The organism is Saccharopolyspora dendranthemae, assembly GCF_007829955.1.
Classification (GTDB): Bacteria; Actinomycetota; Actinomycetes; order Mycobacteriales; family Pseudonocardiaceae; genus Saccharopolyspora; species Saccharopolyspora dendranthemae.
On sequence record NZ_VIWX01000002.1, the window covers coordinates 812,608 to 829,599 of the forward strand.

A 16,992-nucleotide genomic window follows, 5' to 3' on the forward strand; every position below is an offset into this window, starting at 1 on the left:
AGGGGTCATCGCAGAATCACGTTGCTCGGCGGTGCGGGTTGAGTCCCACACCTGAGACAACGGCTCCGCCGCATTCTGAAACGACTCCTCAAAGAGCGCGGGAGGGTGTCAGGTTCGGCCCCACGCCCGGTTCACCGAGTCGACGATGTGCTGGTATCCGGTGCATCGGCAGAGGTTGCCGCCGAGCAGTTCTCGGATCGCGGCGTCGTCGGGATGGTCCTCAGGTGACGCTGCGGCGAGCGTCACGAGCAACCCCGGCGTGCAGAAGCCGCACTGGAGGCCGTGGCATTCCTTGAACGCCTGCTGCATCGGGCTCAGGCCGCTCTCGGGCGTGAGACCTTCGACGGTGGTGATCTCGCATCCGTCCGCCTGCACGGCCAGCGTGATGCAGGCCCGCGCGGGGTCTCCGTCGATGAGCACCGTGCACGCTCCGCAGATCCCGTGCTCGCAACCCGCGTGGGTGCCGGTGAGCGCGAGCTCGTCGCGCAGGAAGTCGACCAGCAGACGCCTGGCGGCCACCGAGCGGCGGATCTCCCGCCCGTTGACCGTCAAGGTGATGTCCCTGTTCGCGGACGGGAATTCAGCCATGCGGGATCAGCTCCAGAGCTCGCCGGGTGGACACGCGCAGGGCGGCCCGGCGGGTCGCCGGATCGGCGTGCACGTCCTGCGGTGGATCGGCCGACTCGGCGGCGGCCTCGGCGGCCTCGTGGATCGACCCGGTCGTGAGCGGACGTCCTCGCAGGACGTTCTCGGCCTCGGGGAGGCGACGCACCGCCCCGGCGATGCCCAGGCCCGCGAGCTGGACGTCGGTGACCTCGAACCCGTCGAGCTCGACGACCGCAGCGGCCCCGGCGAGGGCGAAATCGCCGGCCCGGTGGGCGATCTCGGCGAAGCCGTGATGCGCTCGCGGACGAATCGGCCACCGGATCTCGGTGATGATCTCGTCGGGCCGGAGCGTCGTCTGGTACGGGGCGAGGAACAGTTCCGCGGCCGGGACGCAGCGCCTGCCGTCCGGCCCGATGGCGATGACCTCAGCATCGAGGGCGAGAGCCGCGGCGCAGATCTCGGCCGCCGGGTCGGCGTGGGCGAGGGAGCCGCCGAGGGTTCCCCGGGTGCGGATCTGGTGGTGCCCGACGTGGCGCAGGGCATCGGCCAGCAGCCGACAGGACTCAGCGACCAGCGGCGAGGTCTCGACCGCGCGCTGCCGGGTGGCGGCGCCGATCACCAGAACCTCGCCCTCCCGGTGCAGTCCCGCCATGCCGGGCAGGTGGGCGATGTCCACCAGGGTGCTGGGCCGGGCCAGCCGGAAGTTCATCATCGGCACCAGGCTCTGACCGCCGGCGAGCGCCTTCGCGTCCTCGTCGGCCGCCAGGAGCGCGACGGCCTCGTCCAGCGTCGTGGGGCGGGCGTAGTCGAACGGCGGCGGTTTCATGCTCGCGCCTCCTCGATCAGCCCGCGCACCACCGGGGGAGTGAGCGGAACGGTGTCGATTTCGGTGACGCCGAGCGGTGCCAGGGCGTGCTCGACCGCACCGGCGATCGCCGCCGGTGCTCCGATGATGCCGGCCTCGCCCGCTCCCTTGACGCCGAACGGGGTCTCCGGTGCGGGACCGCCCAGCTCCTCGACCTCCATCACGGGGATCTCCCGCGCGCTCGGCAGCAAGTACTCCATGAACGTCGTTGCCAGCGGCTGGCCGTCGTCGTAGGGGAGTTGCTCGTAGAGCGTTCCGCCGATGCCCTGCGCCACTCCGCCGTGGATCTGACCGGCGACGGTCAGCGGGTTGATGACGCGGCCGCAGTCGTGCACGACCGCGTAGCGGACGACCTCGACCACACCGGTCTCGGGGTCGACGCGCACGACGGCTGTGTGGGTGGCGTTGGTGTAGCTGGCGCAGGCGTTCATCTTGCCGTCGGGGCGCGGCACGTGATCGAGGCCGGTGGACTCGTAGACGGCGCGGGCTTCCAGACCCGGCTCGACCCCGGGCGGCAGCTCGAAGGTCCGGTTCAGCGCCGACTGGGCGACCTGGGTCCAGGAGATCGCGCTGCCCGGGCTCCCGCGGACCTGGAAGCTGCCGTCGGCCAGCTCCAGGTCGTCGGGGGAGGCCTCCAGGAGGTGGGCGGCGATGGCGGTTCCCTTGCGCCGCAACACCTCCGCGGCCCGATCGATCGCGCCTCCGGCGACCAGGGCGCTGCGGCTCGCCCAGCTGCCGAGGCCGAACGGCGCGGTGTCGGTGTCGCCCATGACGACTCGCACCTGCTCGATCGGGAGCGTGAGCGCTTCCGCGACGAGCGTGGCCACCATGGTGTGCGCGCCCTGGCCCATCGCCGAGATGCCGACCGCGACCGTGACCCCGCCGTCGGCGTCGAACCGGACGTCCGCGGAGTCCTGGCTGCTCCAGGTTCCGGTGATGGAGAAGGTGGTGGAGGCGATCCCCTCGACGTACGTGGCGAACCCGAGGCCCAGGTAGGTGCCGGGGGCGGCGGATCCCTGCTCCTCGGCCAGCATCCGCTCGCCCAGCTCCACGGCGCGCTCGAACGCCTCGCGGTGCGTGCCCGATTCCAGCCGCGCCCCCGAGGCCGTCTCGTAGGGCAGGTCGTCTGGGGCGAGGATCATCCGGCGGCGCAGCTCCAGCGGATCGATGCTCAGCTCACGCCCGATCTTGTCGACGAGCCGCTCGATCGCGAAGGTGCCCTCCGGGCCGCCGAAACCGCGGTACCCGCCGGTGGGCGTCTTGTTGGTGACCACGCCCTGCACCGCGATCGCCTGGTGCGGGATCCGGTAGGGCCCGCACAGCGACCCGACCGCCACGAGGCTGGGCCCGTACCCGGCCGGGAAGATCTCGCCGGAGCCGAGGTCGGTCCGCACCCGGCCGCGCAGCGCGGCGATGGTCCCGTCCTCGCGCACCGCCGCGGACAGATCGATCGTGGTGTCCCGGGCGTGGGTCGCGGCGATCAGGTGCTCGTGCCGGTCCTCGATCCACCGGACCGGACGGCGCAGCCGCATCGCCAGCCACGGGACGACGTACTCCTCGGGGTAGATCTCGTTCTTCTGCCCGAAACCACCACCGACGTCGGGCGTGACGACCCGGATGTCGCGCTCCGGTAGCCCCAGCACCGCGGAGAGCATGGCTCGCACGACGTACGCGGCCTGGGTCGAGGTCCACACCGTGAGGCGGTCGTCGCGGTACTCGGCCACCACCCCGCGGCCCTCGAGGGGGACGGCTGAGTGGCGATGCGTGGTGAACGTGCCGCTGACGGCGCGGAAGCGCTCGAACGCCGCGTCCACCTCGGCGCTGTCGGCGTCCACGGACAGCAGCAGGTTGTCGCCCCACTCCGGGTACAGCAGCGCGGCGTCCGGCGACAGGGCTTGCTCAGCGGTGTCCACCGTGGACACCGGCTCCAGGTCCGCTGCGACGAGTTCGGTCGCGTCCTCGGCCAGGTAGCGGTCGTCGGCGACGACGACCGCGAGCGGGCAGCCGACGTAGCGCACCCGGTCTCGTGCGAGCGGGAAGTGCCGCACCGGGCGAACCCACGGCATCCGGTCGGGCACGGCGTCGAGATCCAGATCCGCTCCGGTGAAAACCGCGTGCACGCCGGGTGATTCGAGCGCTGCGGAGGTGTCCACCTCCCGGATGCGTGCGTGCGGAACGTCGCTTCGCACGAACGCGGCCTCGACCATGCCCGGCAGCACGACGTCGGCGATGTAGCGACCGCGTCCGGCGAGCAACCGGTCGTCCTCGACACGTGGTGTGCGCACGCCCAGCAGCGTCGGCCGGCCGCCCTGCATCGACTGCATCAGCCCTCCCAGTGGCTTCCGCCGGACGGCACTGGTGAGGGTCGTCACAGCGGATGGCTCAGAGTAGCCTGCTGGAGCTCCGCCGACGTGCGCAATCCACCGGACGGACGGCGCGGTGAACGCCCCGATCAGCCCAGGGCTTTCGCCAGCCTGCGCAGCCCTTCGCCGATGACCTCGGGGGAGAACGTGGTGAACGACAGCCGCATCGTGGCGCGGTCGGGATCGCTCACCTGGAACGCGGCACCCGGCACGAACGCGACGTCGTGGTGCAGCGCTTCGCGGAGCACCTCCGCCGTGTCCACCGCGCCGGGAAGCCGCGCCCAGACGAACATCCCACCCTCGGGCTCGGTCCACGTGGTGCCCGGCGGGGTGATCGCGCGCAGACCGGTCAGCATCGCGTCGCGGCGCTCGCGATAGGTCTCGCACAGCAGGCGCACCTGGGCGGCGAGGTCGGCGGTCGCCAGGTATTCGGCTGCGGCGGCCTGATCGATGGTCGAGGTGTGCAGGTCAGCCGCCTGCTTGAGGATGGTCAGCTGCTGCCGGAGCTCGGCGGGCGCGCGGAGCCATCCCACGCGCATGCCGGGGGCGACGATCTTGGAGAAGCTGCCCAGGTAGATCGACCGGTCCGGCACCCGCGCGGACAACGGCGTCAGCGGTCGGCCCGAGTAGCGCAGTTCGTGGTACGGGTCGTCTTCGACGAGCCAGAAGTTGTGCCGGGCGGCGACCTCGGCAATGCGATCGCGCCGGGCGTCCGGGACCGTGCGACCGGTGGGGTTGGAGAACGTCGGCACCAGGTAGAGCAAGGACGGCTGCTCCTGCGCGGCGATGCGTTCCAGCGCCTCGGGATCGATGCCGTCGTCGTCGGCGGGAACCGGCACGATCCGGGCCTGCGCGAGCTGGAAGCACTGCACCGCCGAGAGGTAGACGGGTTCCTCGACCAGCACCACGGATCCGGGGTCCAGCAGCGCCGAGGCGACCAGGTTCAGGCCCTGCTGCGAACCGGTGGTGACCAGCAGATCGTCGCTCGTCGTGGGGAGTCCTTGGCCGGTGAGCCGGTCGGCCACGATCTCCCGCAACGCGGGGTCGCCCTCGGTCGGCGAGTACTGCAGGGCGGAGGCGACGTCGGGCTCGGCCAGCGCCCGGGCGTAGGCGGCGCGCAGACCTTCGGAGTCGAACAGCTCCGGTGCGGGCAGCCCACCGGCGAACGAGATCACGCCCGGCCGGCGGGTCAGCGCGAGCAGATCGCGCACGGGAGAGCTGGTGACCCCGGCCATCCGGGCAGCACGGGGGAGGGAAGGCATGGACGCTCCTGGAACGAAGAGGCGAGTGCGAGATGCGGGGCGTCGGGCCGCAGTGTTGCCGCTGGCGCGCCTCACGGATCGGCTTCGCTGTTCGAGGAGCCTGCGGAACACCCTAGGACACCGGAGCTGGGCAGGCACCCGAATTTGGTGCGGCTCACGCCGCGAGCTCCGGACGGTTGCGTAACGAAACGAATCCACGTCGTCCTGAAACCGCTCGGGCGGTGCGATCATGCGAGCAGGCGAGCGATTCCGGAGGAGCGCCAGTGCCAGAACCCGTCCAGGCAGGGATCGGAACCCGCACCAGACTCGGCTACTCGTTCGGCTCGCTGGTCACCGGCTCCTTCTCCACGGTGCCCGGCCTGCTCCTGCTCCCGTACCTGACCGACACCATGGCCGTGCCCGGGGCGATCGCCGGAGCCATCGTGCTCGTGCCGAAGATCTGGGACGTGGTGTTCAACCCGATCGCCGGCCGGCTCTCCGACGCCGGGCTGGTGCGCCACGGAAGCAGGCGGCCGTTCCTGCTGTTCGGGGGCATCGGCGTCGCGGTGCTGTTCGCGGGCATCTTCGCCCACCCGGGATTCGGCGACACCGCGCTGGACGCCGGGTACGTGATGCTGCTGTACCTGCTGTGCGCCACCGCGTTCGGGCTCTTCCAGGTGCCGTTCAACGCGTTGCCCGCCGAGCTCACCGACTCGCGCGGCGAGCGCACCCGGCTCACCAGCTGGCGGATGGGTTTCCTGGCGGTGGCCGTGCTCGTCTCCGGCGGCGGCGCCCCTGGCATCGCCAACGGCATCGGCGGTGTGGCCGGTTACCGGGTGATGGGCGTGGTGATCGGCGTGATCATCCTGCTCGGCGTGGTGCTGATGCTGCTGGGGCTTCGCGATGCGCCGGTGGGTCGCTTGCGGCCGGGCGCGCAGAGATGGCGCGAGCTGGTGAGCACGATGCGCGGATGGCGATCGTTCCGCCGCCTGGTCCTGGTGTACACGGTGCAGGCCCTCGGGCTGGCGACGCTCCTGGCCGGGGTCAGCTACGCGTCGCGGTACGTCTTCGGCGACCCGGCGGTGCAGACCTGGCTGTTCGTCGGATTCGTGCTCCCGGCGCTGGTGACGATGCCGCTGTGGCCGAGGATCGGCGAGCGGTGGGGCAAGCTCTGGGGCTTCCGCGCCGCCTGCATCGCATTCGGCCTGGCCAGTGCGGGACTGTCGGCAGCGCTGGTGCTCCCGGTGGCGGTGTCGTTCGTGTTCGTCGCGCTCGCCGGGGTCGGCTACGCGGGCATCCAGGTCTTCCCGCTGGCGATCATGCCGGACCTGATCACGGCGGAGGAGGAACGCACCGGTGAGACCCGGGCCGGTGTGGCGGCGGGCGTGTGGACCGGCTCGGAAACCCTGGGAATGGCGCTGGGGCCGGGCCTGTTCGGGCTCGTGCTCGGGATGGGCGGCTACGTGTCCAGCGTCGAAGGGGTCGCGCAGCAGCCGGACAGCGCGGTCACCGCGATCCTGCTCGGTTTCTCGCTGTTGCCGGGCTTGCTGGTGATGCTGGGCCTGCCGCTGCTGCGGCGCGATGTGCTGGAGGAACGATGAGCTCCGCGGACGACGTCCTGGCCGAGCTGCGCGCGTTGCGCGCCGCCGACCTGCCGACCCACGGCGGCCGCACCCTCGCCTACGTCTACGACAGCGGCCTCGACGGGCTCGACGAGCTCTCGGCCGCCGCGCACGCGCTCGCGGCGAGCGCCAACGGCCTTGACCCGACGGCGTTTCCGAGTCTCCTGCGGATGGAGAACGACTTGGTCTCCGCCGCGTCCGAGCTGCTGGGCGGGACTGCGCGCACGGTCGGTTCGGTCACCTCGGGCGGTACCGAGTCCTGCATGCTCGCGGTGCTGGCGGCACGCGAGGGCAACCCCGGCATCGCGGAACCGACCGTGGTGCTGCCCTCGACCGCGCACGCCGCGTTCCACAAGGCCGCCCACCTGTTCCGGGTGCGACCGGTGGTGGTTCCCGTGGACCCGGTGACCTTCCGCGCGGACCCCGCCTCGATGGCCGGGGCGATCGACGACGACACGGTGCTGGTGGTCGCCAGCGCCCCCTCGTACGCGCACGGAGTCCTGGACCCGATCGCCGAGATCGCAGCAGGCGCGGCGGCGCGCGGAGTGCGGATGCACGTCGACGCCTGCATCGGCGGCTGGATCCTGCCCTACTTCCGGCGGCTGGGCAGGGACGTCCCCGAGTTCGGGTTCGCCGTCGACGGGGTCACCAGCGTGTCGGTCGACCTGCACAAGTACGCCTACTGCCCGAAGGGCGCGTCGGTGCTGCTGCACGCCGACTCCGAGCTGCGCCGCGGGCACTTCTTCGCCGGCGCGGGGTGGCCCGGCTACACGATGCTGAACTCGACGCTGCAGTCCACCCGCTCCGGTGGCCCGCTCGCCGCGGCGTGGGCGGTGCTGCGTCACGTCGGCGACGACGGCTACCTGGGCCTGGCGCGGGCAGCGCTGGAGGCGGTCGAGGAGATGCGCGCGGAGATCACCGCGATCAGCGGCCTGCGGTTGGTCGCCGAACCGGATTCGACGCTGCTCGCGCTGACCACCGACGACGACGGGATCGACCTGTTCACCGTGGCCGACGAGATGGGCACCCGAGGCTGGTACGTGCAACCGCAGTTCGCCCACGGTGATTCGCCGGTCAACCTGCACCTGACGATCACCGCGGCGAACCGGGGGAGCGAAGCGGAATTCGCGTCAGCCCTGCACGCCTCGGTGGCCGCCGCGCGGACGGCGGGGCCGGTCGTGGTCGACGAGGGCATCGCCGCGTTCCTCGCCGACCTCGACCCCGACTCGCTCTCCGAGGAGGAGTTCGGTCAGCTGCTGGCCGCCGCGGGCATGGGCGGCGGCGCAGGGCTGCCGGACCGGATGGCCGAGATCAACGCGATGCTCGCGATCGCCCGCCCGCGCCTGCGAGAACGACTCCTGCAGGAATTCCTCGGCATCCTCTACCGCCCGGGGTAGGCGTCGCACGCCCGCAGACCGGTTCTAGCGGCTGAAGTGCGCGCGGCGGAGGTGTTCGGCGATCAGGTCGTAGGTCTCGCGGATCAGGGAGCCGGCGCCGCCGAGCTGGTCGTAGCCGTGATCGGCGGCGGGCACGTCGTGGTGCTCCAGGAGAACGCCTGCGCGGCGCAGCGATTCGACGTAGCGCACTCCCTCGGCGCGCAGCAGGTCCAGCTCGGTGGTGATCACCAGTGCCGGTGCTGTCCCGCTCAGGTCCTCGTCGTTCGCGCCGTGCGCCGGGGAGGCGAGCGGATCGGTGCCCAGGGTCCGGTCGGGCAGGTAGGAGTCGTGGAAGACCGCCGCCATCCAGGGCTTGAGGAACGGTGGTTCGTCGCGGCCGCGGGCGCGCATCTTCTCCTGCGTCGAGGTCACGAGGTCCAGCGCGGGGTAGTGCAGGACCTGCAGCGCCAGGTGCGGGCCTCCGGCGTCGCGGGCCTGCCGGGCCACGGCGGTGGCGAGCGATCCGCCCGCGCTCGCGCCGCCGACGCTGAGCCGGGCCGGGTCCACCCCGAGCTCCCCCGCGTGATCGGCGGCCCAGCGCACCACCTCGAAGCACGCCTTCGGCGGAACCGGGAAGGGATGACGAGGTGCCACCGGGTAGTCGACGTTGAGCACCGCGACGCCGGAGCGGGCCGCGAGGTAGCGGCACAGCGGGTCGTCCTGCTCGGGGTAGCGGATGATGAAGCCCCCGCCGTGCATGTTGACGTGCAGGGGCGGTGCGTCCCCCTCCTGCGGCAGGTACAGCGTCGCGGGTACCGGGCCGTAGGTCGTGGGCACCTCGATCCGGCGGGTCGTTCCCGGGATCTCGGGGAACCGGTGGTGTCGGCGGCTGTGCGAGGCGAGCGACGAGACGCGCTGGATCACCGTGGCGGCGATCCGCGAGACGGTGGGATTTCCGAGCAGGGGCATGGCGATCAAGGTAGTCACTGGCGATCGGGGACGGGAGGGGGCCGTTCTCGCGGCGAGTTCTTGTCAGCCCTCCGCTCACCTGCGTAACGTCGAGCCACCGGGGGGATGACGTGCGCAGGGGGAACTCTCACGTGAACATCGACGACGCCGGGCTGACGCTGGCCGATCCGGACGCCTACGCCGACGAGGATCGGTTGCACACCGCGCTGCGGGTGCTGCGCGAGCAGGACCCGGTCCACTGGGTCGACCCGCGGCCGGACTTCAACCCGTTCTGGGCGGTGACCCGGCACTCCGATCTCCTCGAGGTGGAGCGGCAGAACGAGAAGTTCATCAACGAACCGCGCCCGATCCTGGTGAAGGCCGAGCAGGACCGGCACACCGCCGAGAACGGGCAGATGCTCCGGACGCTCGTGCACATCGACGATCCGGAGCACAAGCGGATGCGGTCGGTGGTGGCCGACTGGTTCCGGCCCCGCGCGTTGCGCGAGCTCGACGTGGACATCCGCAGACTCGCCAAGCGCTACGTGGACAAGATGGCCGACCTGGGCGGCGAGTGCGACTTCGTCCGGGAGGTGACGGTCGACTACCCGCTCTACGTGATCTTGTCGCTGCTGGGGCTGCCCGAATCGGACTTCCCCCGGATCTTGCAGCTGACGCAGGAGCTGTTCGGCATCGACGACGAGGAGCTGCAGCGCGGCCGGTCACCGGAGGAGCTGATGCAAGTCCTGCTCGACTTCTTCGACTACTTCAAGCAGATCACCGCGGACCGCCGAGCCAACCCGACCGGTGACCTGGCGTCGACGATCGCCAACGCGCGCATCGACGGGGAGCACCTGTCGGACCTCGACACCGCCTCGCACTACGTCATCATCGCGACCGCCGGCCACGACACCACCAGCTCTACCATCGCCGGTGGTCTGCACGCGCTCGTGGCGCACCCGGAGGAGAGGGAGCGGCTGCGACGAGATCCGGAGCTGATCCCCACGGCCGTGGAGGAGATGATCCGCTGGGTCACCCCGGTCAAGGAGTTCATGCGGACCGCCACGACCGACTGCGAGCTGGGCGGCAAGCGCATCGGCGCGGGGGAGTCGCTGCTGCTGTGCTACCCGTCGGCGAACCGCGACGAGGCGGTGTTCGACGATCCGTTCCGGTTCGACGTCGGACGTGACCCGAATCGGCACCTGTCGTTCGGCTTCGGCGCTCACGTCTGCCTCGGCGCGACCCTGGCGAGGATGGAGGCGCGGGCGTTCTTCGCCGAGCTGCTGCCCCGGCTCGACTGGGCCGAAGCGGCGGGAGAGCCGCAGTGGAGCTCCACCACGTTCGTCGGCGGCCTCAAGCACCTGCCGCTGCGCTACCGCATCCGATGAGCCGGCGCAGAGTGGCGGACGAGGTGCGGGTGGCAGGACACTGAGGGCGCGGGCGCACGAAGTGGTGGCGGCCTCTCCCGGTGCTGTCCGGGTCGTGCGAGTGGGGTAGCGAGATGGTGTGAAGTCCCGCCGCTGCAACGTTTTTGATCAGAACGCGGTCGTGAGAGCTGCCGTACTTTTCGGACCATGACCCCGAAGACGACGCTCTGCGTAGTGGCCGGCGTGCTGCTGATCGGTGGCGGGATGAGCACCGCTGCGGTGTCCATGGCGGCCGATCCGAAACCCCCGGCTCAAGATCAGGTCGTGTCCCTGGTGAACGAGGCTCGGGCCGAGGCGGGCTGCGCCCCGCTCACGGTCGACGGCCGGCTGACCAAGGCGGCTACCGCGCACAGCGCGGACATGGCCTCGCGCGGCTACTTCAGCCACACCACCCCCGAAGGTGTCACGTTCGGGGATCGGCTGCGCGACGCCGGCTACGCCTCGCCCGGTGCTGAGAACATCGCCCGCGGCCACACCAGCGCCGACCAGGTGGTCGGGGACTGGATGAAGTCCCGCGGCCACCGCAAGAACATCATGGACTGCTCGTTGCGCACGATCGGTGTGGGCGTCGAGTACAACGGCCACTACTGGACCCAGGACTTCGGGCGCTGACGTCGATCACCTGCACCGGGCGGCGTCGGTGCTTCCCTCCCGGCCACGAGGTCCATTCAGGACAGCGGCGTGATCGAGATCAACAGCGGGCGGGCGGTTCTCGTGGAGCTGCTGGGCTCGTACCGGTGCAGAGCGCTCACAGCTCGTGCGGCGTTTCGCGGTTGCCCGTGACCACGCCGACGATCACGAGCCGGTCCGCTCCGCCGCGCGGTGCCGGGTGCCTGGCCAGCCAGACGCGTTCGTCGACGCGAGGAGTCCCGCGCGCGTGCGCGGTCAGGTCCAGAACCAGCAGCTGCCCGAACGGGACGTTCGCACAGCCGTACTCGGCGGCCTGCGCCAGGTGCGCGGCCTCGATGCCGCTGCGGGAGGAGTCGCGCAGCTCGCGCTTGACCTCGGTGACGTAGCGAACCGAACCGAACGTGGTGGTGACGTCGGCTCGGCCCATCGCCACGTCGTTGGCCTCAACGGACACCAGGCCGCCGAGCTGCCCGGTGGCCAACCACTGGTGGTAGTCGCGCTGCAGGTCCGACTCGCGCGGGCGGCGGCCGCCCTTGCCCAGCGCGCGCCGGTAGTCGCCGTCCTTCCGCCCCCAGGTCGCCGTGGTCAGATCGGCGCGGCTGAGCAGGAATCGCAGCGTCTGCTCCAGCAGCAGCCCGAACGTGGCCCGGACATCGCCGGTGAACTCGGGCGATTCGGCGAGCTGTTCCAGCAGGGTCTCCAGCAGTGGATCGAGGACCGGGTGCGCGGTGCGGGAGCGGGATATCTCGCTGTTGTGCACCACCCCGTCCAGCAGCAGCAGATCGTCGTCGCACAACTCCGCGGTCAGCCCGGAGGCGTGGCGCTCGCCGAGTACCCGCACCAGCGCGGGTGCGAGTCGGTGGGCGCGCGAGACCGAGGCCTCGGAATCGGCCTCGGAATCGGCCTCGGACGGGGTCCAGGGCTGCGGAGGATCGGGCCGACGGCCGGTTCCGGTGCGCTCGATGCGGTCCAGCAGCAGTTGCGCGGTCCGGGGCGGCAACCGCGGGTTCTGCGCAGCCGAAGCCTCCACGACGGTCCGGCGCAGCGCGGCGAGCCGGCTCTGGCTGCGCACGATCGCGTTCTCGATGGTCGGTTCGATCACGACGGCGAGCCCCGGGGCGTTCCGCGCACCGGGGAGCGGTTGCAGGGACCGCACCTGGGTGTAGGTGTCGAGCACGGCCCCGAGCGCTTCCCAGACGTCCATCCAGATCGTCTCCGCCAGTCGATCCGCTGCGGCGCGCAGCAGCAGGACGAGCCGCCGCCACGCGTGCTCGGCCGCGTGCCGCGGGCGCGACCACGGCGATCGGTGAGTGCCGTGCAACCAGGCCGAACGCTGGTCCAGCGCCGCGGTGAGCCGATCCGCCGCGTCCGCCAGCCTGCTCCGGTGCTGCGCGGCGAACGCCAGGACCGCGTCGCACGCGGCCGCGTGGGCGCGTGCGTCGTGCCGCGCCTGCTCGGCGGAATCGACCGTGGCGAATCGGGACCGGGCCGCGCTCAGCGCCCGGAGCACGGTGGTCATCTCGGTCGCGGTCAAGGCGGTCCGGAGGTCGTCGCAGCCCAGCTCGAAGGCCGCGTCGACCGCTGCGGAGTCCTCGTGCCGCAACCGGTCGAGGGCGTCCCGCAGCGGTGCGGTGATCGACGGTTCACCTGCCCACCGGTCCATCGCCGCTCCCAGGAGGCGGGGCAGCGCCTCGGTGAACTCCTCTGGTCTCCCCGGAGCGAAAGCGGTGAGCCGGCCCAGCACGGTGAACGGCGACACCGCATCGGCGATCGCCAGCCGCAGGGCACCTTCCAGGCGGCTCGCGGCGAGCAGCGGGTGGCTGTCGACGAGAGGGTCGAGATGGCGCAGCAGCGCGTGGTGCAGCTGCCCGCCGTGGGCCTCGACCACCGGCGGCCAGGCTAGGAGTTCGTCGACGGTCGCTGCCAGTGCCAGCAGGCTGCGCTGCTCCGGCAGGCCGTCGATGAACTCGGTGAGCTCGGCTCGCCTTCCGTCGGGGTCGCGGACCGCAGCGCCGGTCAGGGCTTTGGCCAGGACCGGCGCGAGCGGTCCGGCCGCGACCGCTCCCGGCGGTCGCCGCGACATCACCGGCGCCCGTCCGAGGTGGGGGAACCGCTCCAGTCGTCTCCCCGTCGGGGTCGGGGCGGTTCGGCGAGCTCGGCGATCAGCTCGGCCAGGACGACCTCGGCGCTGCGCAACCCGGCCAGCGCCGCGGTCTCGGCCGCCTCGCTCGCGGCCAGCCGCAGTCGCGCGGAGATCTCCGGCTTGTCGGCTGCCGGCGCGGCGGTCGACAGATCGCTGGTGCACACCGCGCACCGGTGGCGCTCGCGTTCCTCGCGGCGCCGCCGTTCGGAGATCGGGGTGTCGCAGCGCGGACAGGAATGCGGTTCCAGGCCGTGGAACAACACCTGCGCGACCCCGTTCTCCGCGATGTCGTTGAGCGAGCGCTCGTCGGCCTGGCGGCGGTTCCTGGCCAACCGGTGGACCTGTTCGCGTCGCTGCCACTCGTGCTCGGCCTCGGTGATGCGGCGCCGCACCTCCGGGTGGGGGGAATTCCCGCCCGATGCCAGCAATCCGGCAACCGCGCGGGCGGCGACGCCGGTGACCGCCGAGATCCGTTCGTGCATCGGTGAAGTCCCGGTGCTCATCATCCCACCTCCTACGCCACGGCCGGTTCTGCCCGCAGTCGTGCCAACCGGTCGCGGACTCGCTCGGTGATGGTGGCGATCGGTGCACCGCGACGGGTGCTCGCGTATTCGGCCTGGAGGTATTGGCGGTCGCGGAGCTGGTTGCCACCGCGCCCGTCGGCGAGGTCGAGCACCAACCGCACCCGGTCGACGTAGTAGCGGAAGGTCGGGGCCCGGGCGATGATCGTGCGAGCCACCCGCCTGCCTCGCGCGAGCAGGAAGTAGTCGTGGCGCCGGGTGTGGCCCACCCGGCCGCGACGGCGCCGCACGATCAGACCGGCGCTGCGCAGCACCGCGAGCGCGTCGTCGAGCGGTTCGTAGGCGCCGAAGTGGTGGCGGAGCATCGGGTAGCGGCGGACTTCGGGTTCTTCGGAGTCGAGGATCCTGCCTGCGAGCTCCAGCAGTTCGCCCTCCGCCGTCCGCTCGTACTCGTTGAGCAGTTCGTCGGCGAGGAAATCCGGGCTGCGGAGCCAGAAGTCGAGCTTCTGCAACCTGGTCTGGCCGGTGAGCACGCCGACCGCTTCGGCCAGCGCGGGTTCCGGGGCGGGGGAGGGCAGGGGTTCGGCGGCACCGTCGATCAGCAGCAACAACCGAACCGCGTCCTGCTCCCGGCTGGTCGCGGGCGTGCCGACCTGGTGGTCTGGCTGGAAACCCTCAACGTTGCGCACGTTGAACGAGCGTGCGGTCCGGGGGGATGGTTCAGCTGTACTGCGAGCCAATGCGAAGTGTCATCTTCGGAACCACTCGGTGCTCCGGCTAGCCGACCTGCCGCCGCACAACCCGAATGGCCCAGGGGCCAACGGTTTCGACATCCGATCGGCGCAACGGCGTGACGCAGCGGCCACGACCCGTGCGTGCACGCTATCGGGACCCACTGGGCGGCGCAAGCGATTCCCAGCTCCCGCACGCGAGTCCGCGGTCGGATCGCGCACGTTCCCGGCGGAGGTGCGGGTCGCTCAGTTCACGCAGGGGATTCCAGCCGCGCTGATCGGGTTCTGCGCCGGGGCCTCGGAGCCCTGCTGCCGCGCGGTCCCGTCCAGGGCCAGCGCGCCACCGGGGGCGAAGCGCGGGCCGACCGGCGGGTCGTAGTCCGAGCCGATGATCACCTGGACGCGTCCGGAGGACAGCGACGTGTTGGATTCCGTCTGCATTCCGCCCAGCTGGGAGGCCACCTCCTGCGCGGCTGCTTCTCCGCCCGGTCCGTAGCGGATCACCGAGGAGCTGCGCTTGCTGGTGTTGCCGACGGTGCCGACCTCGAGCCCTTCGGCGCTGAGCTGGTCCTGGACCCTGGAGGCCAGCCCGGAGGTGCGGGTGCCGTTGAGGACGTCGACGCGGGCCGACACCGGCTCCTCGGCGTTCGAGGTCGGCGGAGGTTCCGGAGTCGGCGAGCCCGCGGCCCCGGGTGGGAGCGTCGCGGAGCGCACGGCGGCCTTGACGTCGCTCGGGTTGACCTTGAGGGCCTCGCCATCGGGCGTGTCGTAGGCGGCGTCTTCGATCGGGATGGTGTTGAACTTGATCGCGCCGCCCGCGAGCCCGCGCAGCCTTTCGGCGAACGACAGCACGTCGGAGTCGTCGCCCAGGTCCAGCACGACGGAGTCCTGCACCGAATTGATCAGTTCTCGAAGCTTGGCCGGGTTCGCCAGCACTCCGCCGGACAGGGCGGTCTGCGCGAGGCCGGCCAGGAACGCCTGTTGGCGCACCACTCGGTCCAGGTCACCGCGCGGCAGGCCGTGGCGCTGCCGGACGAAGGCCAGCGCGTCCGGCCCCGCGATCGTCTGCTGACCGGCCTGGAAGTCCGCGCCCGAGAACGAGTCGCTGGTCGCGGAGTTCAGGCACACCGGCACACCGCCGACGGCCTCGGTGATCTTGGCGAAGCCCAGCAGGTTGACCTCGGCGTAGTGGTCGATGGAGGACCCGGTGAGGTTCTCCACGGTGCGCAGCAACGTCTTGCGGCCTGCTTCGTTGCCCGCCCGGTCCAGCGCCGCCGGGTCGGACACGCCGCTCTTCTGCTGGCTGAGGATCTCGGTCCCCTTGCCGCGCCCGTACGCCGAGTTGATCTTGTGGTTGCCCTGTCCGGGGATCGAGACGTAGGAGTCCCGGGGGAAGGAGAAGCCGACCGCGCTGGTCCCGTCGTTGGGGATGTGCAGCATGATCACCGTGTCGGTCAACGCCGCCTCGTTGGACCCGGCGTGCAGTTCGCGCAGCACGTCCTCGGGCAGCGGGTTGCCGTGGGCGTCGGTGCGGCTGTCCATTCCGACGAGCAGGATGTCGATCGCGCCGTCGGCTCCGCCGCCTTCGGCGACGTCGCTGGTGGCGAGACCGTTGAGCAGGTGCCGGTAGTTGCTCCAGCCGTACCCGGTGACCAGCAGGATCACCAGGGACATGATGGTGGCGACGGCCCGGGGCCCGAGGGGTTTGCTGCGCCGGCGCGGCGGGAGCGGTCCGACAGGCGGTCGCCCCCTGGGGCGCCGCGGCGGGACCGGATTCCTGGCGGGTGGCGTTGGCAAGGTTCCTCCGTCGGGTGCGCCCCTTGGTTCGGCGCTCGAGCGACTACTCAAGGATTACATCCCGGAACCGCCAACCGGGCCTGTTGTGATCACCCGATAGCGGTCGATTTCACCACGGTACGTGATCTTGCCTGGTCAATCTTCGGTTTTGCCACGACTCGCGAATTCCGGCAGATCGCTCTGCCTGACGCGGTAGACCTGCAGCGAGGTCTCGTAGTACTTGGTCGTCTCACCGACCCAGTCCATCCCGATGCGCTGGGACGTGGCGATCGCGCGGGTGTTGTCCGGTCGGGTGAGCGCGAAGATCTCGTCGATGTCGAAGGTGAACGCCCAGTGCAGCAGGGCGATCGCCGCCTCGGTGGCGTAGCCGTTCCCCCATTCCTCGGGACGCAGCTGCCAGGTCAGCTCGAGGTCGTGGTCGTAGGGCGGGAGCGTCCGCAGCACCAGCCCGCCCACCACCTGCGAATTCTGGCGGTGCTGCATCGCGAAGCGGCCGGTCGGCGGGACGAGGTTGGGCTGCGACTCGGTCCAGGAGTGCACGACGGCGCGCATCGCGGCCAGGTCGGCGACGTTGGAGATCACCGGTGTCAGCCATTCGGTGACCTCGGGACGGCCGTAGAGGTCCAGCGCCGCCTGCACGTCGGCGTCGTCGGTGGTCCAGTCCCGGACCAGGAGCCGGTCGGTGGCCAGCGGGAGGTCCATCGTCTTCCCTCGCCTTCCGG

The 16,992-nt window shown here is 71.2% G+C and carries 14 protein-coding genes; 4 read left to right on the forward strand and 10 right to left on the reverse strand.

Annotated elements, in window-relative coordinates:
* Positions 1–108: 108 nt before the first annotated feature.
* The 4 genes from FHU35_RS12525 to FHU35_RS12540 form a co-directional block, all read right to left on the reverse strand.
* A complete protein-coding gene (locus FHU35_RS12525) occupies positions 109–588 on the reverse strand; it encodes a (2Fe-2S)-binding protein (RefSeq protein ID WP_145738808.1) in 480 nt (159 codons plus the stop codon).
* Positions 581–1,432, reverse strand: a complete 852-nt coding sequence (locus tag FHU35_RS12530; protein ID WP_145738811.1) for an FAD binding domain-containing protein — start codon at positions 1,430–1,432, stop codon at positions 581–583. Before FHU35_RS12530 ends, FHU35_RS12525 begins: the two co-directional genes overlap by 8 nt.
* Complete coding sequence (locus FHU35_RS12535) at positions 1,429–3,795, reverse strand: xanthine dehydrogenase family protein molybdopterin-binding subunit (protein ID WP_145738813.1); 2,367 nt, start codon at positions 3,793–3,795, stop codon at positions 1,429–1,431. The genes FHU35_RS12530 and FHU35_RS12535 overlap by 4 nt, the downstream gene beginning before the upstream one ends.
* Positions 3,796–3,923: 128 nt before the next feature.
* Positions 3,924–5,096: an aminotransferase-like domain-containing protein gene (locus tag FHU35_RS12540; RefSeq protein ID WP_246110262.1), complete on the reverse strand. Its 1,173-nt coding sequence runs from the start codon at positions 5,094–5,096 to the stop codon at positions 3,924–3,926.
* Between the two features lie 263 nt (positions 5,097–5,359).
* Here FHU35_RS12540 and FHU35_RS12545 point away from each other — a divergent pair, with 263 nt between their 5' ends.
* Together FHU35_RS12545 and FHU35_RS12550 are read left to right on the forward strand one after the other, a co-directional pair.
* Entirely contained in the window at positions 5,360–6,676 is a 1,317-nt protein-coding gene (locus tag FHU35_RS12545; RefSeq protein ID WP_246110263.1) for an MFS transporter, read from the forward strand.
* A complete protein-coding gene (locus FHU35_RS12550) occupies positions 6,673–8,094 on the forward strand; it encodes a pyridoxal phosphate-dependent decarboxylase family protein (protein ID WP_145738815.1) in 1,422 nt (473 codons plus the stop codon). Before FHU35_RS12545 ends, FHU35_RS12550 begins: the two co-directional genes overlap by 4 nt.
* 24 nt (positions 8,095–8,118) lie before the next feature.
* Here FHU35_RS12550 and FHU35_RS12555 read toward each other — a convergent pair whose 3' ends face one another.
* Positions 8,119–9,042, reverse strand: coding sequence for an alpha/beta hydrolase (locus FHU35_RS12555; RefSeq protein ID WP_145738817.1), 924 nt, complete (start codon positions 9,040–9,042; stop codon positions 8,119–8,121).
* Positions 9,043–9,173: 131 nt separating this feature from the next.
* Here FHU35_RS12555 and FHU35_RS12560 point away from each other — a divergent pair, with 131 nt between their 5' ends.
* Positions 9,174–10,409: a cytochrome P450 gene (locus tag FHU35_RS12560; protein WP_145738819.1), complete on the forward strand. Its 1,236-nt coding sequence runs from the start codon at positions 9,174–9,176 to the stop codon at positions 10,407–10,409.
* Between the two features lie 186 nt (positions 10,410–10,595).
* Positions 10,596–11,060, forward strand: a complete 465-nt coding sequence (locus FHU35_RS12565; protein WP_145738821.1) for a CAP domain-containing protein — start codon at positions 10,596–10,598, stop codon at positions 11,058–11,060.
* 136 nt (positions 11,061–11,196) lie between these two features.
* Here the strand turns inward: FHU35_RS12565 and FHU35_RS12570 are convergent, their stop codons facing one another.
* From FHU35_RS12570 to FHU35_RS12590, 5 genes are all read right to left on the reverse strand, one after another.
* Positions 11,197–13,161 carry a hypothetical protein gene (locus tag FHU35_RS12570; protein WP_145738823.1) on the reverse strand — a complete coding sequence of 655 codons (1,965 nt, stop codon included), beginning with the start codon at positions 13,159–13,161 and terminating at the stop codon, positions 11,197–11,199.
* Complete coding sequence (locus FHU35_RS12575; protein ID WP_145738825.1) at positions 13,161–13,724, reverse strand: hypothetical protein; 564 nt, start codon at positions 13,722–13,724, stop codon at positions 13,161–13,163. The genes FHU35_RS12570 and FHU35_RS12575 overlap by 1 nt, the downstream gene beginning before the upstream one ends.
* Before the next feature lie 11 nt (positions 13,725–13,735).
* Complete coding sequence (locus tag FHU35_RS12580) at positions 13,736–14,431, reverse strand: hypothetical protein (RefSeq protein WP_246110264.1); 696 nt, start codon at positions 14,429–14,431, stop codon at positions 13,736–13,738.
* 288 nt (positions 14,432–14,719) lie between these two features.
* On the reverse strand, positions 14,720–16,147 hold the full coding sequence (locus FHU35_RS12585; protein ID WP_145738827.1) for an LCP family protein: 1,428 nt from the start codon (positions 16,145–16,147) through the stop codon (positions 14,720–14,722).
* 258 nt (positions 16,148–16,405) lie between these two features.
* A complete protein-coding gene (locus FHU35_RS12590) occupies positions 16,406–16,972 on the reverse strand; it encodes a GNAT family N-acetyltransferase (RefSeq protein ID WP_145738828.1) in 567 nt (188 codons plus the stop codon).
* Between the last annotated feature and the right edge of the window lie 20 nt (positions 16,973–16,992).

Bases quoted from the DNA above. Each gene is read 5' to 3' on its own strand.
- FHU35_RS12525 (WP_145738808.1), bottom strand. From the start codon at position 588: ATGGCTGAATTCCCGTCCGCGAACAGGGACATCACCTTGACGGTCAAC.
- FHU35_RS12530 (WP_145738811.1), bottom strand. From the start codon at position 1,432: ATGAAACCGCCGCCGTTCGACTACGCCCGCCCCACGACGCTGGACGAG.
- FHU35_RS12535 (WP_145738813.1), bottom strand. From the start codon at position 3,795: ATGCAGTCGATGCAGGGCGGCCGGCCGACGCTGCTGGGCGTGCGCACA.
- FHU35_RS12540 (WP_246110262.1), bottom strand. From the start codon at position 5,096: ATGCCTTCCCTCCCCCGTGCTGCCCGGATGGCCGGGGTCACCAGCTCT.
- FHU35_RS12550 (WP_145738815.1), top strand. From the start codon at position 6,673: ATGAGCTCCGCGGACGACGTCCTGGCCGAGCTGCGCGCGTTGCGCGCC.
- FHU35_RS12555 (WP_145738817.1), bottom strand. From the start codon at position 9,042: ATGCCCCTGCTCGGAAATCCCACCGTCTCGCGGATCGCCGCCACGGTG.
- FHU35_RS12565 (WP_145738821.1), top strand. From the start codon at position 10,596: ATGACCCCGAAGACGACGCTCTGCGTAGTGGCCGGCGTGCTGCTGATC.
- FHU35_RS12570 (WP_145738823.1), bottom strand. From the start codon at position 13,161: ATGTCGCGGCGACCGCCGGGAGCGGTCGCGGCCGGACCGCTCGCGCCG.
- FHU35_RS12575 (WP_145738825.1), bottom strand. From the start codon at position 13,724: ATGAGCACCGGGACTTCACCGATGCACGAACGGATCTCGGCGGTCACC.
- FHU35_RS12585 (WP_145738827.1), bottom strand. From the start codon at position 16,147: ATGTCCCTGGTGATCCTGCTGGTCACCGGGTACGGCTGGAGCAACTAC.
- FHU35_RS12590 (WP_145738828.1), bottom strand. From the start codon at position 16,972: ATGGACCTCCCGCTGGCCACCGACCGGCTCCTGGTCCGGGACTGGACC.